General features: G+C 59.7%; 17 protein-coding genes. 9 read left to right on the top strand and 8 right to left on the bottom strand.

Going from position 1 to position 24,842, the window contains the following annotated elements; genetic code table 11:
* Positions 1-161: 161 nt before the first annotated feature.
* On the bottom strand, positions 162-980 hold the full coding sequence (locus tag ACYZTS_RS15485; RefSeq protein WP_028623732.1) for a shikimate 5-dehydrogenase: 819 nt from the start codon (positions 978-980) through the stop codon (positions 162-164).
* 245 nt (positions 981-1,225) lie between these two features.
* Here ACYZTS_RS15485 and ACYZTS_RS15480 point away from each other — a divergent pair, with 245 nt between their 5' ends.
* The gene (locus ACYZTS_RS15480) at positions 1,226-1,630 is read left to right on the top strand and encodes a hypothetical protein (protein WP_461990249.1); all 405 of its coding nucleotides are present in this window, start codon (positions 1,226-1,228) and stop codon (positions 1,628-1,630) included.
* A 14-nt stretch (positions 1,631-1,644) separates the two neighbouring features.
* Here ACYZTS_RS15480 and ACYZTS_RS15475 read toward each other — a convergent pair whose 3' ends face one another.
* From ACYZTS_RS15475 to ACYZTS_RS15455, 5 genes are all read right to left on the bottom strand, one after another.
* Positions 1,645-4,863, bottom strand: a complete 3,219-nt coding sequence (locus ACYZTS_RS15475; RefSeq protein ID WP_461996454.1) for a transporter substrate-binding domain-containing protein — start codon at positions 4,861-4,863, stop codon at positions 1,645-1,647.
* A 3-nt stretch (positions 4,864-4,866) separates the two neighbouring features.
* Positions 4,867-5,490, bottom strand: a complete 624-nt coding sequence (locus ACYZTS_RS15470) for a response regulator (RefSeq protein ID WP_461990247.1) — start codon at positions 5,488-5,490, stop codon at positions 4,867-4,869.
* Positions 5,491-5,559: 69 nt separating this feature from the next.
* The gene (locus ACYZTS_RS15465; RefSeq protein ID WP_461990245.1) at positions 5,560-5,973 is read right to left on the bottom strand and encodes a response regulator; all 414 of its coding nucleotides are present in this window, start codon (positions 5,971-5,973) and stop codon (positions 5,560-5,562) included.
* 180 nt (positions 5,974-6,153) lie between these two features.
* Positions 6,154-7,491 carry a lysine N(6)-hydroxylase/L-ornithine N(5)-oxygenase family protein gene (locus ACYZTS_RS15460; RefSeq protein WP_461990243.1) on the bottom strand — a complete coding sequence of 446 codons (1,338 nt, stop codon included), beginning with the start codon at positions 7,489-7,491 and terminating at the stop codon, positions 6,154-6,156.
* 147 nt (positions 7,492-7,638) lie between these two features.
* Complete coding sequence (locus tag ACYZTS_RS15455) at positions 7,639-8,121, bottom strand: sigma-70 family RNA polymerase sigma factor (protein ID WP_461990241.1); 483 nt, start codon at positions 8,119-8,121, stop codon at positions 7,639-7,641.
* Between the two features lie 346 nt (positions 8,122-8,467).
* Here ACYZTS_RS15455 and ACYZTS_RS15450 point away from each other — a divergent pair, with 346 nt between their 5' ends.
* From ACYZTS_RS15450 to ACYZTS_RS15440, 3 genes are read left to right on the top strand one after another with little or no spacing between them, the layout of a single operon-like run.
* On the top strand, positions 8,468-9,640 hold the full coding sequence (locus ACYZTS_RS15450) for an efflux RND transporter periplasmic adaptor subunit (RefSeq protein WP_028623725.1): 1,173 nt from the start codon (positions 8,468-8,470) through the stop codon (positions 9,638-9,640).
* The gene (locus ACYZTS_RS15445) at positions 9,641-11,614 is read left to right on the top strand and encodes a MacB family efflux pump subunit (RefSeq protein WP_461990239.1); all 1,974 of its coding nucleotides are present in this window, start codon (positions 9,641-9,643) and stop codon (positions 11,612-11,614) included. It begins immediately after the preceding gene.
* A gap of 7 nt (positions 11,615-11,621) precedes the next feature.
* The gene (locus ACYZTS_RS15440; protein ID WP_461990237.1) at positions 11,622-13,016 is read left to right on the top strand and encodes an efflux transporter outer membrane subunit; all 1,395 of its coding nucleotides are present in this window, start codon (positions 11,622-11,624) and stop codon (positions 13,014-13,016) included.
* Positions 13,017-13,142: 126 nt separating this feature from the next.
* Here ACYZTS_RS15440 and pvdP read toward each other — a convergent pair whose 3' ends face one another.
* Positions 13,143-14,771: a pyoverdine maturation tyrosinase PvdP gene (pvdP, locus tag ACYZTS_RS15435; RefSeq protein WP_461990235.1), complete on the bottom strand. Its 1,629-nt coding sequence runs from the start codon at positions 14,769-14,771 to the stop codon at positions 13,143-13,145.
* A gap of 251 nt (positions 14,772-15,022) precedes the next feature.
* Here pvdP and pvdM point away from each other — a divergent pair, with 251 nt between their 5' ends.
* The 5 genes from pvdM (at position 15,023) to ACYZTS_RS15410 (ending at position 23,542) form a co-directional block, all read left to right on the top strand.
* Positions 15,023-16,372, top strand: a complete 1,350-nt coding sequence (gene pvdM, locus ACYZTS_RS15430; RefSeq protein ID WP_461990233.1) for a pyoverdine-tailoring dipeptidase-like protein PvdM — start codon at positions 15,023-15,025, stop codon at positions 16,370-16,372.
* A 26-nt stretch (positions 16,373-16,398) separates the two neighbouring features.
* Positions 16,399-17,679 carry a pyoverdine-tailoring periplasmic protein PvdN gene (pvdN, locus tag ACYZTS_RS15425; RefSeq protein WP_461990232.1) on the top strand — a complete coding sequence of 427 codons (1,281 nt, stop codon included), beginning with the start codon at positions 16,399-16,401 and terminating at the stop codon, positions 17,677-17,679.
* A 323-nt stretch (positions 17,680-18,002) separates the two neighbouring features.
* Entirely contained in the window at positions 18,003-18,881 is an 879-nt protein-coding gene (gene pvdO, locus ACYZTS_RS15420) for a dihydropyoverdine dehydrogenase (RefSeq protein WP_461990230.1), read from the top strand.
* Between the two features lie 239 nt (positions 18,882-19,120).
* Positions 19,121-20,770 carry a cyclic peptide export ABC transporter gene (locus ACYZTS_RS15415; RefSeq protein ID WP_461990228.1) on the top strand — a complete coding sequence of 550 codons (1,650 nt, stop codon included), beginning with the start codon at positions 19,121-19,123 and terminating at the stop codon, positions 20,768-20,770.
* 294 nt (positions 20,771-21,064) lie between these two features.
* Complete coding sequence (locus tag ACYZTS_RS15410) at positions 21,065-23,542, top strand: TonB-dependent siderophore receptor (RefSeq protein ID WP_461990227.1); 2,478 nt, start codon at positions 21,065-21,067, stop codon at positions 23,540-23,542.
* A gap of 246 nt (positions 23,543-23,788) precedes the next feature.
* On the opposite strand, the gene ACYZTS_RS15405 is transcribed toward ACYZTS_RS15410, so the two are convergent.
* A complete protein-coding gene (locus ACYZTS_RS15405) occupies positions 23,789-24,745 on the bottom strand; it encodes an alpha/beta hydrolase (RefSeq protein WP_028622617.1) in 957 nt (318 codons plus the stop codon).
* Positions 24,746-24,842 lie beyond the last annotated feature (97 nt).

Here is a 24,842-nt window from a genome sequence, read left to right as displayed (position 1 = left end):
CGGTGAATCAGCACCTGCAGTGCTGGATGCACCGGCGCATCGCGAGCAGGCTCGCTCCCACATGGGATTGTCGTTGGGCGCGAGAACTGCGGCGGATTTTCTCCAGCCTGAGAGCGAGCCTGCTCGCTAAGAGGTCATCCCCGCCACCACCCGCTCAAGGTTCACGCCCGAGCGAATGCCACCGCTTTCTGAAACTGCTCATCCGTCGGGCGCACGCCGGTATACAGGACGAACTGCTCCAGCGCCTGGATCGCAATGACTTCCAACCCCGTAATAACCCGCTTGTCTGCGGCACGCCCCTGCACGATCAGCGGTGTTTCCGAGGGAATGGCCACTACATCGAATACCGTTTCTGCGGCGGCAATGGTCTCGGCATCGAAGGCCAATTGATCTGCCTCAGGTCCGCCGCTCATGCCGATCGGCGTGACGTTGATCAACATCTGCGGACGGCGCGCGCCCAATTCCGCTTGCCATTCATAGCCAAGCGATTGCGCCAGCGCACGACCGGCCTGCTCGTTTCGGGCCACAATCAATCCATTGCTGTAACCGCCATCACGCAAGGCGCTGGCCACAGCCTTGGCCATACCGCCACTGCCGCGCAGGGCAAACGTCGATGCCTTCGGCACCTTATGCGTGTCCAGCAATTGTGCAATGGCGATGTAATCGGTGTTATAGGCCTTGAGGTGACCATCAGTGTTGACGATGGTGTTGATTGATTGAATAGCCGCCGCCGACGCGTCCAGTTCATCGACCAGAGCAATGCTGGCTTCCTTGAATGGCATCGACACGCCGCAGCCGCGAATACCCAGTGCGCGAATGCCACCGACGGCACCCGACAGGTCCTGACTGCTAAATGCCTTGTAGTAAAAATTCAGACCCAACTGTTCATAAAGATGATTATGAAAGCGCAGACCAAAATTCCCGGGACGCCCCGATAGGGACATGCACAGCTGGGTGTCTTTGTTGGGGTTCATCTGCATGTGAAGCTCCTTCAAATAGCACGATCCGATGGACGGGATTAGCCAGTCCACCGCGTTCAGATCGATCATATCGGCGTACGCCTGCGGGCTCCGCTCGACGGTAAAGAGACCGGTACAGACCTTACACAAAATTTACCCGGCGGCCGTGCTGAATTTTTTAAAAACGCTGTCTTAGAGGTATCCCCGCGACGATCCCTGGGTCTATCGCAGACGCAAGCGCCGGGGCGAAGAATCGAGGAATTATCATGATCCGTAACATTCCCACAGTGGCCTTGCTGATTGGTGCACTGGCTGTCGCCGGGCAGGCAGAGGCTGGCGGCGGTCACGGCTGGCAAGGGCCGGCCGTGTTCGGTGCGATCGTCGGCTCGGCGATTGTCGGTTCGGCCATCATTAACAGCAACCGGCCGGTGTATGTGCAACAACCGGTTTACGTGCAGCAGCCGGTTTATGCTCAGCCGCAGCCGGTCTATCTGCAACAGCCGCCGCCGGTTTATTACCAGCCTGCACCGGTTTATGTGCAGCAACCGGTCTACTACGGGCCGCCGCCGGTTTATTACGGACCACCACGTGGGTATTACGGGCCGCCCCGTGGTTATTACGGGCCGCCCCGTGGTTATTACGGTCCGCCGCGTGGGCATGGGCGCTGGTAAGCGCGCCAAGTGGCTCAGATACTTGCGAGGCGCTGATCCAGACGAGTCATGGCCTGCTGCAACTGATCGACGGCGGCATCAATCGACGCGGTCTCACGCTCGCCGCAGGCCTGTTCCAGTGCTTCGCAACAGTGGATCAGGCCCGCCGCCCGGACCATCAACGCACCACCCTTGATGCGGTGAGCCAAGGCGCGCAACTGCGGTTGATTGCCGCTGGCATGCGCCATGAGCAGTGCTTGTCGGTCACTGCGGTTAGTCACGGCCAGGTCGCTCAACAACTGATTGATCAGCTCACGATCCTCACCGACGTAGCGCTCCAGCGCGCTCAGATCGATTTCGGCAAAAGCCAACGCGTCCACGCTTGCTTCACTTGCGAAGTGATCGGCCAACCAGGCACTGAGGTCCGCCAGGCGAATCGGCTTGAACAGGCAATCGTCCATGCCAGCCTCCAGGCAGCGGGTCTTTTCCTCGGGCCGGGCATTGGCAGTGAAGCCCAGAATCGGTGTGGGCGGCAGGCCCTGCGCGCGTTCTTCATCTCGAATTGTGCCCGCCAACTCATAACCGCTGAGCACGGGCATGTTGCAGTCAGTAATGACCACGTCGAATTCATATTCGCGCCACTTTTCCAACCCTTGCAGGCCATCGTCGGCGTCCATCACGCTGTGCCCCAGATAGCTCAATTGCCGCGAGAGCAACAGTCGATTGGCCGGGTAATCATCGACCACCAGGATCGTCAACTGTCGCGATGGCACTTCGGGCGATGCGACCCGCTCGCTCGGCGGCAGTGCTTGCAGGGTGGGCAGATCCAGGCTGAGTTCGATGCGCGTGCCTTGCCCCAGAACGCTGTCGAGCTGCAACGTGCCGCCCATCATTTCGCACAGCGTGCGGCTGATCACCAGCCCCAGACCGGAGCCGTGTCGGGCTGAGTCAGGATTATTCCCGGCCTGCACGAACGAGCTGAACAAACGCTGCTGATCAAATGTGCTGATGCCGATACCGGTATCTTCGATCCACACTCGAATCTGCAGATGCCCCGGCACAGTGGATTCGGTATGCAGCGTCAAGCTCACTTCACCTGAACGAGTGAATTTGATGGCGTTGCTCAGCAGATTGGAAAGCACCTGCTTGAATCGCGTGGGATCGACCAGCACTGCCTGGTCGCTGCGCTCGTCCAGCTCGACACGCCAGTCGAGGTCCTTCTGACGCGCCAGACCTTCGAACACCCGGCATACCGATTCGGTCAGTGAGCGCAGATTGGCTCGCTCCGGAGCCAGCGACAGGTGCCCGGATTCGATCCGCGCGATATCCAGAATATCCCCGATCAACCCCAGAAGTTGTTGGCCGGCATTGGCGGCCACCTCGATCGCCGGACGGTCAACAAGCCCCTCGTCGGCGCGTTTCAAGGCCAATTCGAGCATCCCCAGCAAGGCATTCATTGGCGTCCGGATTTCATGGCTCATGGTAGCCAGAAACGTGGTTTTAGCCCGGTTGGCGTCGTCGGCCGCGTCCTTGGCGTCCTGCAGCTGGCTGAGCAACTGCTGGCGCAGACGAATCTGCCGGCGCTGCCATGCGATCCACACCAACGCCAGCAACAGCAATGTGCCGGCAGCGGCGAACGCCTGGAAAATATCCTCGCGATGCCGCAGCCAGAAACTCTGCTCCACCATCTGATCGTTGCGCCAAAACAGCGTGAGCGCATCGATTTCTTCCGGGGCGATGCTCAGCAGCGCCTTGTCTAGAATCGCGTGCAGCTCGACAGCTTCGCGACTGGTGGCCAGCGTGGCGCGGGCCGGATCGGTCCCGACAGTGCTGGTGACCTGCAGCTTGTCCCGGTATAGCCGGGAAATCATATAGCGTGCGCCGATCAATGAGTTGATGCCGCCATCCGCCTCGCCCGAGGCAACCATTGCCATGACGTCCCCGGTCAGTGGCGCGTCGACCAGTCTGATCGCCGGGAAGTGCTGACGAATGAATTCGCCGACACTGTTGCCCTGGGTGATGGCGAGCGTTTTGCCAGCCATGTCGTCGAGCGTCGCCGGATTATGAGGGCCGATGCGCGTGACCAGCACGCTGGGGCTGGTAAGAAATGGCCGGGTGAAACGCAACTGGGTTTCACGCTCAATGCTGGGGCTGATGCCCGCTACCAGATCGACTTGGCCGGTGCTGATCCAGTCGAGCATTTCGGCCACTGATTTTGTTGGCCGTATATCAAAGTGCAGCCCGGTGCGCAGGCTGATCTTCGCCAGAACATCGGCGGCGATACCGAGCAGCTTGCCTTCGCTGTCGAAGAATGAGATCGGCATGAGGTTAGGGTTGATGGCCACGCGCAAGCGTGCGTGCCGGTCCAGCCATTTTTGCTCGGCGATGCTGAACTTCATCGTCTTCGTTGCCGCAATGGAAGCCCCGCTTGCCCCCCAGCGACGCAGGATATTCAAGCGCTCGTTGGTCGGCACCGATGCCAGTGCCTTGTTGACGATTCGCTGCAGCTGGCGGTTGCCGTCCCTCATCGCAAAGGCGAAGCCGCCCGGTTCAATGTGTGAAAAATCGGCTAGTTGTACGTTATTCAGGTAGTTCTTGCTGATCAGATAATGGGTGCTGATTGCATCGCCCAGATACACTTCTGTTTGAGCGAAAGCCACCGCCCCCACCGCTTCCAGCGTCGAGGGAAAGAGCTTGACGATCGCCTCGGGATAAAAAGCCTGAACCTGCTTTGCCGGCAAGTAGTGATACAGCATGGCCAACCGTTGCTCCGCGAGGTCAGGTTGCAGGGCCTGCGGCATATCGGTCCGCGTCACCAGCACGGGTTGATCTTCGGCGTAGACCGTGGACATGCACAACTGAGGGTCCTCGACCTCGTACCGATTGGCCGTACCGAGCAGGTCCGCGGTGCCCAGCTTGATCGCTCGCACCGCGTCATCACGGCTGGCATAGCGATGAACGATGACCTCGACCTGCAATATCTGCCTGAGCAAATCGGCATAATCCGCCGTCAGGCCTTCATAGTCTGTGCCCGTTGTGGTGATATCGAAAGGTGGGTAGTCCGGCGCCGAGATTGCCAGCACCAATCGGCCCTTTTCCCGCAGCCAGCGAGTGTCCGCTTCCGTAAACCTGACGTCATGCCCGTCGACGTTGGAACGACCCAGCAGCGTCAGGGTGCGTATTTCGGCGCAGACGCTCGGTGCCCACAGCAGGGCGGGGAGCACAAGTGCCAAAAGATACTTAACTGAAGTCATCATTCAGATTACGTGATTGCGCTTGGCGAAATCCCTCAGGTGTACGGCGGTTTTCACGCACAGTTTTTCGGTCAAGCGGACTTTGTAGGTGCTGATAGTCTTGTGGCTGAGGCTCAGGCGTTTGCCGATGTCCTTATTGCTCATGCCTTGTGAGAGGTATTGAAAAATCGTCAGCTCACGGTCCGAGAGCCTTTCGATCAGTTGTGCTTCGGTTCTCTGCAGCGTGTTCAGCGCTACCGAACTCGAGGGCAACTTGACGAAGTAGGTGTAACCGGCCATGACCGCCCCCACTGCCTTTTGCAAATGATCTAAATTATTGGTTTTGGATACGTACGCTTCCGCCCCGGCGCGCATGCAGCGGTCCTGGTAATACAGTGGTTCCTGGGCGGTGAATACCAGCACTCTGCACTTCACCCCCCCCGCTTTTATCCGGGCCAGCACGTCCAGGCCATCAAGACCGGGCATGACCAGATCGAGCACCACCAGATCAGGCATGTGTTCGCGAATTTTCGGCAGCACTTCGCTACCGGTACTCGCTTCGTGGATGTGAAGAAAACCTGCCTTTTTCAGCAGCATAGCGACGGCGGCACGCACCACTGGATGATCGTCTGCGACCAGCGCTTTCATGAAAACTCCTGTCAGGCCAAGCAGAACGCAGCGCTGTGCGGTGACTCTTGCATGGAAATCTAAAAGCGACTACCTGACAGAAATGACAGTGCCGATAAACGGTAGGGATGGATCGAGCGCGGACATGAGTGTTTCGATGGTGCGCAGATCCGGTAACGCCAAGCGGGTTGTCTCGACTTTGTGCTGCGCGCCTGCAGGGATCGACGACAAATGCTCGCGCTCGCCGTCATAGATAAAGGCATGACGAACCTGAGCGTTATGCAGGAAAAAACCGGGCAGGTCCATGGACGCGGGGGTCATGGAGCCATTGACCAGCACCAGGTCAAAAGGCTCGCTGGCGTACCCCACCAGGGTGAGAAGTTCGTCGAGCCCGCGCACTGGAGCAATGCGGTAGTAACCCAACTGATTGAACAATCGCTCGATGCGCATTCGATGAAAGTGCTGCTCATCGGCGATCAGGATACGGAACGTTTTAGTCTGCAAGCGGCCCCCGGAAGTCATCGGATCGTGAGGGCGCCAAGGCTACGGAAGTGTTTGCGGGCTTTATGTAGGACTATTCCTAAATTTCACGACACTTGTTCTACTACAGCTCGTAGGAAGGCATTAAGAGAATTTGCTGGCAGATGATCGTTCCCACGCGCGTGGGAACGATGCTTTACGGACTTAGCTGGCCGCTGCGAGCAACACGTCCGTTACCGAGCGACTGTGCGGGCGGGACTTGCCATGCTCATACAGCGAGCCGGCAATTTCATCAGCGCGAATCGGCAGGATCGACAGCAAGGTGTCGCTCAAACCGTGGCTCGCCTGACAGAAACCCTGCATGTAAATGCCTGCCCTGCAGCGCTCGTCAGTGATCAGTTTGTAATGGCGGTCGACGTCGAAGGCGCCCAGATATTCTTCCAGCGGCGCCAATAGCTGACGGTGCATTTGCCGTTCGTAACCGGTGGCCAGGACGACAGCGTCGTAATGGCGAACCGTCACCTCAGCGGTGGCGTTGTTGCGCACCGCCAGTTCGATGCCGCGCGCGGTGGCCGTGGCTTTTTCGATGGTGGTCAGGGTGCGGAAGGCATGACGAGCAATGCCCGAAACTTTCTGCCGATAGAAGATCCCGTAGATGCGTTCGATCAGGTCAATGTCCACCACTGAATAGTTGGTGTTGTGGTACTCGTTGACCAGTCGCTCGCGCTCGCTGCTGTGCTGCTGGAACACCAGATCGGTGAATTCCGGCGAGAACACTTCGTTAACGAACGGGCTGTCATCCGCAGGCTTCAGTGCCGAACCGCGCAGGATCATGTCGACCTGCACCGACGGGAAGCTGTCATTCAAATCAATGAAAGCTTCCGCAGCGCTCTGCCCGCCGCCGATGATCGCAACGCTCATCGGCTGATTGTTGACGCAGGGCTGTTTGGCCATTTGCGCCAGGTACTGCGAATGGTGGAACACCCGACCGTCATCTTTCAGCGCCTTGAACGCTTCGGGAATGCGTGGCGTGCCACCGGCGCTGACCACCACTGAACGGGTGGTGCGCACATGTTGCTGGCCTTGTGTATCACGGGAAATCACGCGCAACGCTTCGACCTGCTGGTTGTGCAGCACTGGCTCGATAGTCAGCACTTCTTCGCCATAGCGACTCTGCCCGGCAAATTGCCCGGCGACCCAGCGCAGGTAGTCGTTGTACTCCATGCGACACGGATAGAAGGTGCCCAGGTTGATGAAGTCGACCAGACGACCGTGATGCTTGAGGTAGTTGACGAACGAGTAAGGGCTGGTCGGATTGCGCAGGGTCACCAGGTCTTTGAGAAAGGAAATCTGCAATTCGCTCTGAGTGACCAGCGTGTTGCCATGCCAGCGATAGTCCGCCTGCTTGTCGAGAAACAGCACATCCAGTTCGCCCTGACTCGGCCCGCGTTCTTGCAGAGCGATGGCCAGCGCCAGGTTAGAAGGGCCGAAACCGACGCCGATCAGGTCGTGAACGATGGGCGATGCAATTGCCTGTGTCATTTCCAGTGTCCTCTGGATGAACCCCTCAACAGTGGGGCGTATGCCTAAGTGACCTGAGCAGCGCTGCGCCGCCTTGCAGGTCGTCTGTTGAATAGGAACGAGGACAATGAAATAAAATTTAACACTACTTTCCGGAAGCAGACCTGATCAATGCGCGTCCCACTGCCGCATGCGCACACGACAATGTTTCATGGCATTAACGATGTGCTTTTCCACCAGCGTGCGGGAAATGCCGAGATGTTCGGCAATTTCCAAATGCGACAGGCCATCGATCTTGCGCAGCAAAAAACTTTCCCGGCACAGACGAGGCAGTTCGCTCAGGGCACGCTGAAGCATCTCAAGGCGCTGGCCGTGATCAAGACTGTGATGCGGCGAGGGGGTGAAATAGCGCTCTTCGCTGTCGAGCACTTCCAGCGATTCAACTTGCCGCAAGGCATTGCGCCGATGGTCGTCGATCACCAGATTGAGCGCGGTGCGATAAAGGAAAGCCCGCGGCTGCTCGATCGGCGTTTCACTGGAGCGCTCCAGAATTCGCAGATAAGCGTCATGCACCACATCTTCAGCGACCTGCCGGTTGCCTAGCTTGGCGTTGAGGAAACACACCAGCTCGCGGTAGTAGTTTTCCAACATGACTGCGGGGTCCTTTGGGCCGGATCTGCACCCTGGAATGAATGGCGGCACGATGATGGCAGCACAAGCACGTAATTTATAGTAATTCTCATATAGATTTAAAGCACCGCGTGTTCCGCGCTGTAAATACAGCGCGGGTGCAGGCTTCGATCTGTTGAACTCCAGGGTGACACTGACCGAAACGGAGGTTTGCAGGCGTTCGGCATTGACTACGGTGTTTCACCATGTGTCGAAGGTTAAATTCCCCGGTGCTTTCCTCGTTTAAAGGACAGCTTCCCGTCCCTGCCTTCGCGGCAGCATTCAGCACATTGAACGACGGGCCGATTTTAATTGGCCGGAAACCTGCATGAAACGTCCCCGACAGACCCGACGCGCCCTGCTTGCAGCACTTTGTCTGATCCCCGTCATCGCCATTGCAGCCTGGCAAGTCATCCCGCCCGGCCGAGACAAATTCGCCACGGTTGCCGTCAGCCGCGGCGACATCGAAAGCAGCGTCACGGCCCTCGGTACCCTGCAACCTCGACGCTACGTGGACGTAGGCGCACAGGCATCCGGGCAGATTCAGAAGATCCATGTGGAAGTGGGCGACGTCATCACGGAAGGCCAATTGCTGGTAGAGATCGATCCGTCCACGCAACAGGCCAAACTCGACGCCGGACGGTTCTCGATCGAGAACCTCAAAGCGCAACTCGAGGAACAACGGGCACAACACGAACTGGCGCGGCAGAAGTTCCAGCGTCAGCAGCACCTCAAGGCTGGCGGTGCGACGCGCGAAGAGGACGTGCAAACCGCCCAGGCGGAGCTGCGCGCCACCCAGGCACGTATCGACATGTTCCAGGCGCAGATCCGCCAGGCGCAAGCCAGCCTGCGCAGTGATCAGGCCGAACTCGGCTATACGCGCATTTATGCACCGATGTCCGGCACCGTGGTTGCACTTGATGCGCGAGAAGGCCAGACCTTGAACGCGCAACAGCAAACACCGCTGATTCTGCGCATTGCCAAATTGTCGCCGATGACCGTCTGGGCCGAGGTCTCGGAAGCCGATATTGGTCACGTCAAGCCGGGCATGACGGCGTGGTTCACCACGCTCAGCGGCGGCAAACGGCGCTGGAGCAGCAGCGTGCGGCAGATTCTGCCCGTGCCGCCGGAACCGTTGGACCAGACCAGCCAGGGCGGCGGAAGCCCGGCGAGCTCAAGCAAAAGCGGAAGTGCGCGTGTGGTTCTGTATACCGTGTTGCTCGATGTCGACAACGCCGACAACGCTTTGATGGCGGAAATGACCACTCAGGTGTTCTTCGTTTCCAACCAGGCGAAAGACGTACTCACCGCCCCCGTCGCCGCTCTTCAAAACGGTGCGCAACCACATATCCAGACCGCCCGGGTCATCGCCGAAAACGGCCGCGTCGAGCAACGCGATGTGCGCACCGGCATCAGCGATCGACTGCGGGTGCAGATCCTCGACGGCTTGCAGGAAGGCGATCACCTGTTGATCGGTCCGGCCGACGGGAGTGGTGGCTGAATGCAGACGCCTCTGATCGACCTGCAGGACATTCGCAAATCCTACGGCGGCGGCGACGTCCCGCACGTTCACGTATTACGCGGCATCGACCTGGCGATTCATGCCGGTGAGTTCGTCGCGATTGTCGGCGCCTCCGGTTCCGGCAAGTCGACGCTGATCAACATCCTCGGCTGCCTCGATCGCCCGACCTCGGGTGAATACCGTTTTGCCGGGGAAAACGTTGCCGCACTCGACAGCGATGAACTGGCATGGCTGCGCCGCGAAGCCTTTGGTTTTGTGTTCCAGGGCTACCACCTGATCCCGTCCGGCTCGGCCCAGGAAAATGTCGAGATGCCGGCGATCTACGCGGGTCTGCCCGCCGCCGAGCGCCACGCCCGCGCCGCCGCCCTGCTCGACCGCCTCGGCCTGGGCTCGCGCACCGGCAACCGTCCGCATCAACTCTCTGGCGGGCAACAGCAACGCGTCTCCATCGCCCGCGCCTTGATGAACGGCGGGCACATCATCCTTGCCGACGAACCCACTGGCGCCCTCGACAGCCACAGCGGCGCCGAGGTCATGACACTGCTGGACGAGCTGGCGAGCCAGGGCCACGTGGTGATCCTCATCACCCACGACCGTGAAGTGGCGGCGCGGGCCAAACGCATCATCGAAATCCGTGACGGGCTGATCATCAGCGACAGCGCGCACCACAATCCGGACGTACAAACCAGTGCCAACCCCGGCGCGCTGCAAGCGGTCGACCTGCGCAAGCGCCTGACCGAAGGCGCCGAAGCCACGGGCGCGTGGAAAGGCGAATTGGTGGACGCCGTGCACGCCGCCTGGCGGGTGATGTGGATCAACAGGTTTCGCACGGCGCTGACGTTGCTCGGCATCATCATCGGCGTCGCGTCGGTGGTGGTGATGCTGGCCGTGGGTGAAGGCAGCAAGCGTCAGGTCATGGCGCAAATGGGCGCCTTCGGTTCCAACATCATTTACCTCAGCGGCTCGGCCCCGAACCCGCGAACGCCACTGGGAATCATCACCCTCGATGACGTCGCGGCGGTGGGCAGCCTGCCGCAGGTGACGCGCATCATGCCGGTCAACGGCCAGGAAGCCGGGGTGCGTTTCGGCAATCTCGACCATCTCAGCTACGTTGGCGGTAATGACACAAACTTCCCGGCGATCTTCAATTGGCCGGTGGTCGAAGGCAGTTATTTCACCCAGGACGATGAACGCAACGCCGCCGCTGTTGCGGTAATCGGTCACAAAGTGCGGACCAAACTGCTCAAGGACGTGGCCAACCCGATCGGCCAGTACATCCTGATCGAAAACGTGCCGTTCCAGGTGGTCGGAGTGCTGGCGGAAAAAGGCGCCAGCTCCGGCGACAGTGACAGCGATGACCGCATCGCCATTCCGTATTCCGCCGCCAGCGTTCGCTTGTTCGGCACCCACGACCCGGAATACGTGGCCATCGCGGCCGCTGATGCACGCAAGGTCAAAGAGACGGAAGCCGCCATCGAGCAGCTGATGCTGCGGCTGCACAACGGCAAGAAGGATTTCGAACTGACCAACAACGCTGCGATGATCCAGGCCGAAGCGCGCACGCAAAATACGCTGTCGCTGATGCTCGGTTCGATCGCCGCGATCTCGCTGTTGGTAGGCGGCATCGGCGTGATGAACATCATGCTCATGACCGTGCGCGAACGCACTCGCGAGATCGGTATCCGCATGGCCACCGGCGCCCGTCAGCGTGACATCCTGCGCCAGTTCCTCACCGAGGCGCTGATGCTATCCGTGGTCGGCGGGCTCGCCGGCATTGCCTTGGCACTGATCGTCGGCGGCGTGCTGATTCTGAGTGAAGTGGCGGTCGCGTTTTCTTTGATAGCGGTAGTCGGGGCGTTCGGCTGTGCCTTGATCACCGGTGTTGTCTTCGGCTTCATGCCGGCTCGCAAAGCTGCCCGGCTCGACCCGGTCACGGCCCTTACCAGTGAATGATCGATTGATGAAACCGCGCCTGAGTCTGTTGAGTCTTTGCCTGCTGGTCGGCGGGTGCAGCACGCCCGCCCAGCGCCCGGACAGCGGCATCGTCCCGCCCGCCGCCTGGCAGTCGCCGCGTACGCAGAGCGCCACTCGCAGTAACCTGCAGTGGTGGCGGCAATTCGGCAGCAGCGAACTTGAAAGCCTTATCGAGCAAGCGCAGGTTGGCAGTCATGACCTCGCCGCTGCAGTGGCGCGGGTGCGTCAAGGGCGGGCCGACACCGTAATCGCCGGCGGCTCGCGGTTGCCCGAAGTCAATGCCGCCCTCAATGCCAACCGGCAAAAACTGCTGCGTGGCAACGGTTACAGCCAGCTCGATGCCGACAGTGACAACAAGGCCGTTGATTACTTCAACGCCAGCCTCAGCGCCAGTTACGAGATTGACTTTTGGGGCGGTCAACGGGCGTCCCGTGACAGTGCGCGATTCGCTTTGCAGGCCAGCGAATTCGATCAGGCGACAGTGGAATTGACGCTGCTCAGCGGAGTAGCTGATACCTATGCGCAGACGTTGTCGCTGCGTGAACAAAGTCGCATCGCCGAGCTAAACCTGGCTAATGCACAGAACGTATTGAAACTGGTGCAGACGCGCTTTGACTCAGGCTCTGCAACGGCGCTGGAGTTGGCGCAGCAAAAGAGCCTGGTGGCGGCGCAACAACGGCAATTGCCGACGGTGCAGCAGCAGGCGCAGGACGCCTTGATCAGTCTGGCTGCCCTCCTCGGCCGGCCAGTTCAGCAACTGGCGGTGGGTCAAGAGCGTTTTGATCAACTGTCATGGCCGACCATCGCAACTGGCGTGCCCAGCGAACTGCTCACTCGGCGTCCGGACATCGCCCGGGCGGAGGCGCAACTGTCCGCCGCACAAGCCGACGTTGCCGTCGCCCGTGCTGCGATGCTGCCGAAGGTGACCTTGAGCGCAGAACTCGGCTCGGGGGCAGATCGGGCGGCGGACATTTTGCGCAGCCCTTTCTATAACCTCACTGCCGGTTTGCTTGCGCCGATTTTCAACAATGGTCGCTTGAGCGCCGAGCGCGATAAGGCTAAGGCCCGCCAGGAAGAACTGCTGGAGACGTATCGCGGGGCGATTATCAACGGCTTTGCCGACGTGGAAAAAGCCCTCAACAGCATCCGCGGGCTGGATGCACAGCGCCAATGGCAAAGCGAAGAGCTCTCCCAGGCGCAAACCGCATTCACACTTGCGCAAAGCCGTTACCAGGCGGGTGCCGAAGATTTGCTGACCGTACTGGAAACCCAGCGCACGCTGTATGCCGCGCAGGATTTGAATGTGCGGCTGCGGTTGTCCAGGCTGCAGGCGAGCATTGCGCTGTACAAGGCGTTGGGCGGCGGGTGGCAGGTGTTGTGATTATCAGCGCCTGCTAATTCGCTATCGCGAGCAGGCTCGCTCCTACAGTTGACCGCGTTTATCCAGACAACCCGGTCGACTGTGGGAGCGGGTTGCTCGCGAAGAACGCTAACTCGGTTGACCGGTTTAACTGGTAATCGGCTTGCTCTTCAAATGACGCGCATACCAAGGTCGTTGCGGCACTTTCCTGAACAAATCGGCCAGTTTCTTCTCGTCTTCACCAAAGATAATCCGCAACGCCAGTTTCATGGTTTCCGGGTCCATCTCAACCGACTTGCCGGCCTGCAGCCCCGGCGTGGTGCTGCAACCGTGCGTGGCTGGCCCCAGCCAAGGGTCTGCGATCTCGACCCAGCGTCCCGGCGCAAACCAGGCCACGCCATTGACTTCGAGCCGACTGACCTCGCCCGGATGAAAACGCTCATGGGCGCGGAACCAGTCCTCGAGACGGTCGTCGATCCAGCCGTGAAAATGCCAGAACACCGGGTTTACATGGGATGAAAACGGGTCGCCAAGGAAGTCGTTTTCCGCCGCGAACCAGCGCGCGGAAAAGTCTGCGGTGTCGCGGGCAAACGGCACTGGCTGGCCGTTGGACGGGTCCCGTGGCACCGACGCCCAGCGCATGTGCAGCCAGTCATGCAACCCCAGCTCGACCTCCGAACCGAACTGCCCCAAGGTCAGCTTTGCCAGGTAACGCGGGTCACGGTAGCGCGATTCCCACACCTGAAAATTGCTGTGGTAAGTCTCGGCAGTCTTGATGTCGCTAACCCATTGCGAGTACTCGGCATCGTCGTCGGCCAGCCAGGTCGGAGGCAGCGCGGTGCCGTCGTGGTTATCGCAGTAGTTGGCGAAACCGATGCGATCCCGGGCCAGTTCCGGCTGTGGTAACGGAAAGTGCTGCCATGACGGTAAATCCTGCATCGAACGCGCCGTGCCCAGCATGTGCCGGTGCATGAAGAAAAAGTCTACGCCCGAGCCATTGCGATCCTTGCGCGCCCCCCTGGCATCACGTTCCTTGTCTCTTGGGCCTGGCTGCCAGCCAATGCCTCGCAAGGCGTTGCGCTTGTCTTCGGAGAGGCTGTGCCATTTGTCGCGCGAGGCATGCCAGAGCTGGTGAAACAGCCGATGTTCGGCGGACACCAGCCAGGCCAGCAGCGGCGCGTTGAGACCGGTCCGCTCGCGAGCTTCGGGAAAAACCCGTTTGACCGCAATGAAGCGGTTGTCCTGCGCAGTCATTATCAGTGGGCGATCGAGGTTCAACACCCGACCACTGAGCGTGCCGCTACCGGCATTGCCGAACCCGGCCCAGACTTCGTCCAGGGTCATGCTGAATTCGTAATCCGGTGAGCCATTTGCGGTACTGGCATTGACCAGCCGCCAGCTCAATTCAGACGGATCAGCTTGCGCCAGATCGCCCAGCACCCGATAGCGTGGCTCTTCATCCGAACGCAAGCGCTGAGCGGTGTCGAGAAACCCGACCAGGCCGCGGCCTTTATGGCCGACATCGAGAAACACTTCCAGCCCGTCCCGAGGCAGGCCTTCGATACCGGCGTCACGCCCTTCGAAACGAATCTGCCAGACACCGCGTAATGCGTTCGCCAACTGCTGGCCGGCGATACCCGCCACATCGAATGAAGCTTCGCCGGGGGTGATCGCCGGATCCGGATTCGTCCATTCGCGATGCCCATAAAATGCAGCAGGCACGGCGGCGCCGGTCAGCGCCAGGCCTGCCATGAACCATCGTCGAGAAATCCTCATCGCCCTACCTGTGTCAGCCATGGAGCAGGCTGTATCCAAGCTAGAACGTTTGTTGCCTGTGAAAATTTAAAAGCATCGCGAGCAGGCTCGCTCCCACAAGGATTGGGTGAACACCGAAGATCCCCTGTGGGAGCGAGCCTGCTCGCGATGGCGTCATCAGCCCACTAAATTTCCAAACGGGCCAATCGTTCCTCCCAGATAGCAAAGGCCCCTGCGCCCGCAGCGGGGCGGCGAACCTGACTGAGATGGCAATGACAAAACCTCGTTCGAAAAAGGCTTTCTACATTGCCCTGCCCTTGGCGCTGGCCATCGTTGGCGGGGCAGGCTTTGCGGCCTGGGATAATTGGTTCAACGCTAACCCCGGCTACCCGGTTGCAGTGATGAAACAGGCGGATGAGCTGCAAGAGCGCATGCTCTCTTTCGACAGCCACATCACCGTGCCGATGGATTTTGGCACGGCCGGCAATGAAGCCGACAAGGACGGCAGCGGGCAATTCGACCTGGTCAAGACCGGGCGCGGTCGGCTGTCCGGCGCGGCCCTGACGATCTTTGGCTGGCCGGAAATCTGGAACGGCGCCAACGCCCCGCACCGCCCCACTGCCGGTTTCGTCGAAGAAGCCCGTTTCGAGCAGGAAACCCGCTACAAAATCATCAGCACCATGGTTCGTGACTTCCCCAATCAGGTCGCCATCGCCTACACCCCGGACGATTTCCGCCGCCTGCACGGCGAAGGCAAATTCGCGATTTTCATCAGCATGCTCAATGCCTATCCGCTGGGCGACGATATCAATGCTCTGGACAAATGGGCCGCTCGCGGCATGCGCATGTTCGGCTTCAGTTACGTGGGCAACAATGCCTGGGCGGATTCTTCACGACCGCTGCCGTTCTTCAATGATTCGCGCGACGCCCTGGGTGGGCTGTCGGAGATTGGCAAACAAGCGGTGCGACGTTTGAACGATCTGGGCGTGATCATCGATGTGTCGCAGATGTCGACCAAGGCGCTGGAACAAGTTGCCCGGCTGAGCCGCACGCCGATGGTCGCCTCGCATTCAGCACCGCGTGCGCTGGTGGACATTCCGCGCAACCTCAGTGATCAGGAAATGCGACTGATCAAAAACAGCGGCGGCGTGGTGCAGATTGTCGGTTTCCCGACGTACATCAAGCCGCTGAGCCAAACCACGCGAGACAAACTCAACGCCCTGCGCGCGCGCTTCGACCTGCAACCGCTGCAGGGTCTGGAGATGGCGTTGATGCCGGGTGATCCGATCATCACCGTCTGGTCTGAACAGCGCTTCGGCGAATACGCCAGCCAGCTTTACGCGATTGTCGACGAAGAGCCGAAAGCCACGCTCAAGGACTACGGTGACGCGATCGACTACGCGGTGAAGAAAATCGGTATCGACCACGTCGGCATCAGCTCCGACTTCAATGACGGCGGCGGTCTGAATGGCTGGAAGGATGTCAGCGAAGCACGCAACGTGACCGCCGAGCTGATCAGCCGTGGCTACAGCGAGGCCGATATCGCCAAGCTCTGGGGCGGTAACTTCCTGCGGGTCTGGGACCAGGTGCAGGCGTCGTCCAGACCGCTGGCGAAAAACTGATTGCTGTTTGCACAGCGAACCGACTTATGACCAATCGTCGATCTTTCCTCAAGCAGGCCGGTATTCTAGCGGCTGGCCTACCCCTGAGTTCTGCCGTGAACTTGCCGGCGCAGGCTGCCAATTCACAGCCGCTGCCCCAAGACAAATGGGCGCAATTGCGCCTGTTGTTCGACCAGGACCCGGACTACCTGCACTTTGCCAACTTTCTGCTCACGTCCCACCCCCGGCCGGTGCGTGAGGCCATTGAACGCCACCGCGCCAACCTCGATCGCAACCCGGGCCTGGCGATGGACTGGGACCTGGGCGAAAGCGAAAAACGCGAGCAAGCGGTTCGCGTCTGGGCCGGTCGTTACCTCAAGGCCAGGCCCGAGCAAATTGCCCTGACCGGCAGCACCACCGAAGGCCTGTCGCTGATCTACGGTGGTATTCATGTGCGCCCGGACCAGGAAATCCTCACCAGCGAGCACGAACACTACGCAACCAACTACGCCTTGGGCTATCGCCAGCAAAAGGACGGGGTCAAGGTGCGCAAGCTCAAGCTGTTCGAGAACAGCCACAACGTGTCGGCCGATGAGGTGGTGGGTTCGATTGCCCAAGGTATCCGCGCCGAAACCCGTGTACTGGGCATGACTTGGGTGCAGTCCGGCAGCGGCGTGAAACTGCCGATCGGAGAGATCGGCAAGCTGGTTGAGGAGCACAATCGCCATCGCGAGGAAAAGGACCGCATCCTCTATGTGGTCGATGGCGTGCACGGTTTCGGTGTCGAAGACCTCGACTTCCCCGACATGCATTGCGATTTCTTCATCGCAGGCACTCACAAATGGATGTTCGGCCCGCGTGGCACCGGCATCATCTGCGCCCGCTCCGCCGAGCTCAAGGACGTTACGCCGACGATTCCGACCTTCTCCGAAGCGACCACGTTCTCGACCATCATGACCCCTGGCGGTTATCACAGTTTCGAGCACCGCTGGGCCTTGGACGAAGCGTTCAAGCTGCACCTGGAACTGGGCAAGGCCGAGGTGCAGGCGCGCATCCACGCACTCAATACCTATGCGAAAAACCGCCTGCTGGAAGACCCTCGGGTCGAACTGGTCACGCCAAAGAGCCCGGACCTGTCCGCCGGTTTCACTTTCTTCCGGATCAAAGACCACGAGTGCGAAAAAATCGTCGCTCAGTTGATGCAAAACCGCGTGGTCTGCGACTCGGTGGACCGTGACGTCGGCCCGGTGATCCGCATAGCGCCCGGGTTGCTCAACACAGAAAACACAATCGACCGGTTCATTGCCGTGCTGAGCCAGATCGCCTGACCCTGCGGCACGGAAGTTTTTGTAGTTTGAGAGCTTCTGCAGCAAAGGAGCTTTTGTGGCTTGAGGGCTTCTGTGGCAAAGGGGCTTTTGTGGCTTGAGGACTTCTCTGGCAAAGGGGCTTTTGTGGCTTGAGGACTTCTCTGGCAAAGGGGCTTTTGTGGCGAGGGGTTTACCCCCGTTCGGCTGCGAAGCAGTCGCAAGACCTGCTGGCACAATGTATCTGGAGAAATGCTGGGGCGGCTGCGCCACCCAAAGGGGGTGAACCCCCTCACCACAGAAGCCCATCACCGAGTGACCCGTTTTCTATTAAATCGAGACGACAGATGAACCGAGATTTTTTAAGCATACCCCTCAAGGCTCTGGCCCTCCCAACGCTCCTCGCCAGTCTGCTGTCGGCCACCGCCCACGCCGCTGCCGCCCCGCAACCCGGAAAGGTATTCAAGGACTGCAAAGACTGCCCGGAAATGGTCGTGCTGCCGGCCGGAACCTTCATCATGGGTACGCCGGACGCAGAAGTCGGTCGTGAACCGGACGAAAGCCCGATGCACAAGGTGACCTTTGCCAAACCGTTCGCCATGAGCCGATTCCAGGTCACCGCCGGCGAATGGGACAGCTACGTGCGCGAGAGCGGCGTGACCATCGCCAACGGCGATACGCGGCCGGGTCGAGAATGCGTCGCGAGCAAACCGCGTTACCCGCAAGGTCCGCGGCAACCGGCGGTGTGCATGAACTTTGATGACGTGAAAGACTACGTCACCTGGCTCTCGAAAAAGACCGGGCAGAATTACCACATGGTTAGCGAGGCCCAGCGCGAATACGCCGCGCGAGGCGGCACTGCAGGACCTTTCCCGTTCCCGTTCGATGAGGGCAAGGAATACAGCATCAGTCAGCATGCCAATACCTACGGTCCAGGGGACGGTTATAGCTACAGCTCGCCGGCCGGCAGCTATCCACCCAACGCATTTGGCCTGTACGACATGCACGGCAATGTCTATGAATGGGTCGAAGACTGCGAGCACCCCAACTACATTGGCGCTCCAACCGACGGCAGCGCGTGGGTCGAGCCCGACTGCGAAGCCGTGCGCATACGCGGCAACGACTGGGGCGAAGCGCCAGTGTTCTCTCGCTCCGGCAACCGCAACAGCCAGTATCCGCAGGAGCGTGGCGACTGGATCGGGTTCCGCATCGTGCGTGAGCTGTAAACCACACCTCTTAACCTGTGGGAGCGAGCCTGCTCGCGATGGCGGACTCACAGTCGACATTTGTATCGATTGGAAGTCAGTCATCGCGAGCAGGCTCGCTCCAACAGGGAAATGGTTCGTGTCAGTGATCCCAGCAATTGCCCCGCCGCCTCTCACCGCCAATCGGCCACCTTGTAAATTAACCCCTCGACCAGACGTTCTACTGGGTATCTGCCTTTATACCCAAGGAACTGTCTTCCATGACCCAGCCTCCCCGTGGCGCCATCGGCGAGTTATTCGCCCTGTTGAAACCGTTCCGGCTCATCGTCGCCGCGTCCATTTTTCTGGGCATGGTCGGCGGCTTGAGCGTCACGGTGCTGCTGGCGACCATCAACAATGCCCTGCATTCGGACACCGGCCTGACCCAAGGCGTGGTCACCTTGTTCGCCGGCCTGTGCCTGCTGGCGCTCTTGAGCTCGATCTGTTCGGACATCGGCACCAATTACGTCGGCCAGCACATCATCGCCAAATTGCGCAAACAGCTCGGTGAAAAGGTTCTGTCGGCACCGATCGAACAAATCGAACGCTATCGCAGCCATCGCTTGATTCCTGTACTGACCCACGACGTCGACACCATCAGCGACTTCGCCTTCGCCTTCGCCCCACTGGCGATTTCCCTCACCGTGACGCTGGGCTGCATGGGCTACCTGGCGATCCTGTCATGGCAAATGTTCCTGATCATGGTCGCCGCAATCCTGATCGGCAGTGCAATCCAGGCTTACGCCCAGAGCAAAGGTGTGCAGGGTTTCATGGCCGCCCGTGACGCTGAAGACGAGCTGCAAAAGCATTACAACGCAATTGCCGATGGCGCCAAGGAATTGCGCATCCACCGTCCGCGCCGCCAGCGCATGTTTGTTTCGGGTATCCAGGCCACAGCCGAATTCATCTGCAAGACCCAGGTCCGCTCGGTCAATACCTTCGTCATCGCCAAAACCTTCGGCTCGATGCTGTTTTTCGTGGTCATCGGCCTGGTGCTGGCGCTGCAATCCTTTTGGCCAAGTGCCGACAAAACCGTCATGAGTGGCTTCGTGCTGGTGCTGCTGTACATGAAAGGCCCGCTGGAGCATTTGATCAGCACATTGCCGATTGTCAGCCGTGCGCAGATTGCCTTTCGCCGGATTGCCGAGTTGTCCGAACAGTTTTCCACCCCCGAACCGCACTTGTTGCTCAGCGATAAGGGCAACGTAAAGCAAGCCGTGCATGAGCTGAAACTGGTCGATGTGCGTTTCACCTTCCCGGCTGCCGAAGGCGCCGCGCCATTCCAGCTCGGGCCGGTCAACCTGACGATCAAGCAGGGCGATATCACCTTCATTGTCGGCGAAAACGGTTGCGGCAAGACCACGCTGATCAAGCTGCTGCTGGGCCTGTACACGCCGCAACGAGGCGAGATCCGCGTCAACGGCGAGGTGATCGATGCGCAAAACCGTGATGACTATCGCCAGTTGTTCACCACGATTTTCGCTGACTATTATCTGTTCGACGACGTGGTTCAGGGCGATCAGCACATCCCCGAAGATGCCAACCAATACCTGCGACGCCTGGAGATCGCGCACAAGGTCAGCGTCAAGGACGGCAACTTCACCACTACCGATCTCTCCACCGGCCAGCGTAAACGCCTGGCGTTGGTCAATGCCTGGCTCGAAGAGCGTCCGGTGCTGGTGTTCGACGAATGGGCGGCCGACCAGGACCCGACCTTCCGCAGGATTTTCTATACAGAGTTGCTGCCCGACCTCAAGCGCCTGGGCAAAACCATCATCGTGATCTCCCACGATGACCGTTACTTCGACGTCGCAGACCAGTTGGTGCGGATGGAAAGCGGACGGGTCGTCACTGAGCTGGCACCGGCCTGATTGCTGCACCTGAGAGATAATCTGTGGCGAGGGGGCTTGCCCCCGCTTGGCTGCGCAGCAGTCGTAAAACCTGTTGCCCGGTATGACTGACTGGCGCAGAGGGCCGCTCCGCCGCCCAACGGGGGCAAGCCCCCTCGCCACAGGTCACCTTGGCCACAGACGTCACCCTCATCGCACAACCGCGTCATTTTTCTTCCGAAAATTTATTTGCCGGGTTTTTTTCCGGTTTTTGGTTCGTGCCGCGTCTAATAATCATTCTTATTAACAAAAACTTTTCAGGAGCTCAGGTAAGTAATGCGACCTCTACCACGCCGCACACCTCTCGCGATGGCCGTAAAGCGCCCGACTTTGCATCGCACCCTGTTCACCAGCGCATTGCTGACCGCCACCTTGCTGGGGAGCTCGATGGCCAATGCTGCACCTGTAAAAGTAAATATTGCCGTGCAGCCGCTTTCCAACGCGCTGACCGAGCTGGGCATGCAGACCAACCTGCAGATTCTCTACAGCCCTGACCAGGTTGCCGGCGTCAGGTCACGGGCCGTGTCCGGTTCACTGGAGCCTTCCGAGGCGCTGAATGCTTTGCTTAAAGGCACCGGCATCTCGTTCCAGATCAATGGCAACAGCGTCACCCTGGTAACCGGTGAAGGGGCGAGTCTGCAACTGGGCGCTACCACCATTTCCGGACAGGCCTTGGGCCTGAACACCGAAGACACCGGCTCTTACACCACCGGCGCCACTACCACCGCGACCAAGCTGCCGCTGACCCTGCGCGAAACGCCGCAATCGGTGACCGTAGTGACGCGCCAGCAAATGGACGATCGTGGCGTCACCAGCGTTGCCGATGCGTTGCGCAACACGCCTGGCGTCTCGATGCAGAAATACGACAGCGACCGTACCGAATTTTCCGCCCGTGGCTTTGCCATCACCAACTTCCAGTACGATGGCGTCAACATTCCCTACGATGGCGTTTACGGCGAGAACCCGAACAACAGTGACGACGCGGCAAGCCTGGACCACATCGAAGTCATCAAGGGCGCTACCGGCCTGATGACCGGTAACGGCGACCCGTCCGCCACCGTCAATCTGATCCGCAAAAAACCGACCAAGGACTTCAAGGCTTCGGTCAGCGCCACCGCCGGTTCCTGGGACAATTACCGCACCGAAGGCGACATCTCCGGTTCGCTGACCGATTCGGGCAACGTGCGCGGTCGATTCGTGGGTGCCTACCAGGACAAAGGTTCATACATCGACCATTACACCCAGAAAAAAGACATCTTCTACGGCATCCTGGAAGCTGACCTGACCGACGATACCTTGTTGACCTTTGGCGTCGACAAGTCCAGTGCAACGCCCCGCGGCAGTACCTGGACCGGTAACGCACCGTACTTCACCGACGGCAGCCGTACCGACTTCTCTCGCAGTTTCAACCCGGGCGCCGATTGGAGCCGCCGTGATTTCGACAGCGTCACTTACTTCTCGTCGCTGGAACAGGCACTGGCCAATGGCTGGAAGTTCAAGGCCAGCTTCGACCAGAAAACCACTGATCACGACACCCAACTGGCCTCGGCCAGCGGTGGCTCCGCTGACCCCGACACGGGCGAAGGCAACTTCCTTTACTGGGGACGCTGGGAAGGCCACCGCGTACAGAACTCTGCAGACGTAAACCTCTCCGGGCCGTTTTCCCTCGGTGGTCGCGAGCATGAATTGGTGGCTGGCTTCATGGCTGCCCACTCACGTCAGACCGGTGCGACCTACGACACCAGCGCATTCGAACTGGTGCCAGGCAGCATCTTTGACTGGAACGGGCACCTGCCAAAACAGCAATTCCCGAAAAACGGCAAGTACGAACGCACGCAAAGCCAGAACGGTCTCTACCTGGCCACACGCCTGCGTCCGACCGACGACCTGTCGTTCATCCTCGGCAGCCGGCTGAGCACCTTCAAGTACAACGAAGACTACACCTACTATCCAGGCGCCACCCAGACCGACACCCACGCCAGTTACAAGGAACATGGCGTCGTCACACCGTACGCCGGTGTGGTCTACGACCTGAACGACGTGTACTCGGCGTATGCCAGCTACACCAAGATCTACCAGCCGCAAATCTACAAGGACGTGACCGGTTCGACCCTCAAGCCTGTTGAAGGCGACAGCTACGAAACCGGCATCAAGGCGGCTTATTTCGAAGGCAAGCTGAACGCCAGCTTCGCCTTGTTCCAGATCGAGCAGGACAACGTTGCGCAATACGTCACCACCGACGTCGGCACCGGACAGGATGTCTATAAAGCCATCTCCGGCGCCACGACCAAGGGGGTGGAGATGGAACTGGCAGGCGAACTGGCGGATGGCTGGAACGTGACTGCCGGCTACACCTACGCGCGTACCCGTGACGAAGACGAACAACGTATCTTCGGTTTCCCGCTCGCCTCAAGCAAACCGGAACACGTGGTCCGTACCTTCACTACCTATCGTCTACCCGGCGCACTGGACCAGGTCACCATCGGTGGCGGCGTCAGCTGGCAAAGCGCGTTTTACGGCCAAAGTTATAGCCCGAACCTGGGTAACGGTGAAGGTGGCAACACTCTGCTCAAACAAGGTGGCTACACCCTCGTGGACCTGATGACCCGTTATCAATACGACGAACACTTGAGCTTCACCGCCAATGCCTACAACGTCTTCGACAAGAAATACATGTCGGGCCTGGGCAACTTCGGCACCACGTTCTACGGCGAGCCGCGCAACCTGCAGATCACCGCGAAGTATGATTTCTGAGTTGTGAGCTGAAATGAAAAATGCCCGTGTCGTGAGATGCGGGCATTTTTTCAGGCTTGGGATTTGTTGTAAATGTGAGTCCGCCTTCGCGGGCAAGCCTCGCTCCTACAGCGATTTTGTGAGCACTGAAGATCCAATGTGGGAGCGAGCCTGCTCGCGATGGCGCCAGTGCAGCCAATCCAAAAACATCTGCCCGGGCACAAAAACCGCCCCCCTGATCCAGGCATGGCAGTTTTTCAATTCAACTCAAACCCGCGAACGCACCCACCCCGCCACTTCCGAGTGAGTCCCTTCAACTTCCCCTAACAACCCTGCCATGCGCATGAAGTCATGGGTCATCCCCGCCTGCTCCAGCAGCGTCACCTCGTTCCCCGCCGCGCGCAGCAGATCGGCATACGCCTTACCTTCGTCACGCAACGGATCGTGCCCGGCCAGGTACACCAGTGCCGGCGCCATGCCTGAAAGATCAGCCGCCAGCAACGGCGAGCAGCGCCAATCCGCAAGGTCCTCTGCGGTGCGTGCGTAATGCGCGTAAAACCAGTCCAGCGTTGCCGTTTCCAGCAAATAGCCTTCGGCAAAATCTCGATGGGATGCGCGCTTTGTGGTCGCATCCGTCACCGGGTACAGCAGCACCTGCGCTTTGGGTTTCAACGCCAGTTCCGCAGGCTCACGCACGGCCATGATCGACAGTACCGTGGCCAGTGTCGCACCCACACTGTCACCGACCAATGCCACCCGGTCTGCATCCAGCCCCCACGCCGCGCCTTCGCGCACCAGCCAATTGCCGGCATCGCAGGCGTCCAGCACCGGCGTCGGGAAACGCCACTCCGGCGCCAGTCGATAATCCACGGTCAGTAACGCAAACCCGCCCTGCAAGGCGAGCCGCCGGCACAGCGCATCATGGGAATCGAGGCTGCCAACCACATAGCCACCGCCATGGAAATACAACACAACCGGCTGCAAGCCGTCGATCGCTTGCCCATCGCGATACAGCCGCGCCGGCAGACTGTGGCCGTCCCGTGCGGTCAAGGTGAAACGCTCGCAAACCAGGTTATCCAGCGGCACGTCCAGAAACCCGGAAGATGCTTCAAAATCGATCCGCGCCTGTTGCGGCGACTGTTCATGCATCGCACGACTTTTACCGGTCATCCGGCCGAACTCGGCGAGTTCTAGAAATGCTTCAAGTTCTGGCAATACGGCCATGGACAAATCCTTCCCAAAAACAGGTGCGTAAATACAAATTTTGAAGCGAAAAACCTATGGCCAAGGCATTGACCTGTGGCCAAGGCATCATTGACCT

This window comes from Pseudomonas sp. TMB3-21, assembly GCF_054898145.1.
The sequence above is the reverse complement of the archived record's forward strand: the minus strand, read 5'-3'. Positions and strand labels throughout refer to the sequence as shown.

Excerpts from the sequence above, each read along its gene's own strand:
- ACYZTS_RS15440 (WP_461990237.1), top strand. The coding sequence starts at position 11,622 with ATGAAACCGCGCCTGAGTCTGTTGAGTCTTTGCCTGCTGGTCGGCGGG.
- pvdO (WP_461990230.1), top strand. The coding sequence starts at position 18,003 with ATGAACCGAGATTTTTTAAGCATACCCCTCAAGGCTCTGGCCCTCCCA.
- ACYZTS_RS15405 (WP_028622617.1), bottom strand. The coding sequence starts at position 24,745 with ATGGCCGTATTGCCAGAACTTGAAGCATTTCTAGAACTCGCCGAGTTC.
- ACYZTS_RS15480 (WP_461990249.1), top strand. The coding sequence starts at position 1,226 with ATGATCCGTAACATTCCCACAGTGGCCTTGCTGATTGGTGCACTGGCT.
- ACYZTS_RS15410 (WP_461990227.1), top strand. The coding sequence starts at position 21,065 with ATGCGACCTCTACCACGCCGCACACCTCTCGCGATGGCCGTAAAGCGC.
- ACYZTS_RS15485 (WP_028623732.1), bottom strand. The coding sequence starts at position 980 with ATGCAGATGAACCCCAACAAAGACACCCAGCTGTGCATGTCCCTATCG.
- ACYZTS_RS15470 (WP_461990247.1), bottom strand. The coding sequence starts at position 5,490 with ATGAAAGCGCTGGTCGCAGACGATCATCCAGTGGTGCGTGCCGCCGTC.
- ACYZTS_RS15445 (WP_461990239.1), top strand. The coding sequence starts at position 9,641 with ATGCAGACGCCTCTGATCGACCTGCAGGACATTCGCAAATCCTACGGC.
- pvdM (WP_461990233.1), top strand. The coding sequence starts at position 15,023 with ATGACAAAACCTCGTTCGAAAAAGGCTTTCTACATTGCCCTGCCCTTG.
- pvdN (WP_461990232.1), top strand. The coding sequence starts at position 16,399 with ATGACCAATCGTCGATCTTTCCTCAAGCAGGCCGGTATTCTAGCGGCT.
- ACYZTS_RS15460 (WP_461990243.1), bottom strand. The coding sequence starts at position 7,491 with ATGACACAGGCAATTGCATCGCCCATCGTTCACGACCTGATCGGCGTC.
- ACYZTS_RS15450 (WP_028623725.1), top strand. The coding sequence starts at position 8,468 with ATGAAACGTCCCCGACAGACCCGACGCGCCCTGCTTGCAGCACTTTGT.
- pvdP (WP_461990235.1), bottom strand. The coding sequence starts at position 14,771 with ATGAGGATTTCTCGACGATGGTTCATGGCAGGCCTGGCGCTGACCGGC.
- ACYZTS_RS15455 (WP_461990241.1), bottom strand. The coding sequence starts at position 8,121 with ATGTTGGAAAACTACTACCGCGAGCTGGTGTGTTTCCTCAACGCCAAG.
- ACYZTS_RS15475 (WP_461996454.1), bottom strand. The coding sequence starts at position 4,863 with ATGACTTCAGTTAAGTATCTTTTGGCACTTGTGCTCCCCGCCCTGCTG.
- ACYZTS_RS15415 (WP_461990228.1), top strand. The coding sequence starts at position 19,121 with ATGACCCAGCCTCCCCGTGGCGCCATCGGCGAGTTATTCGCCCTGTTG.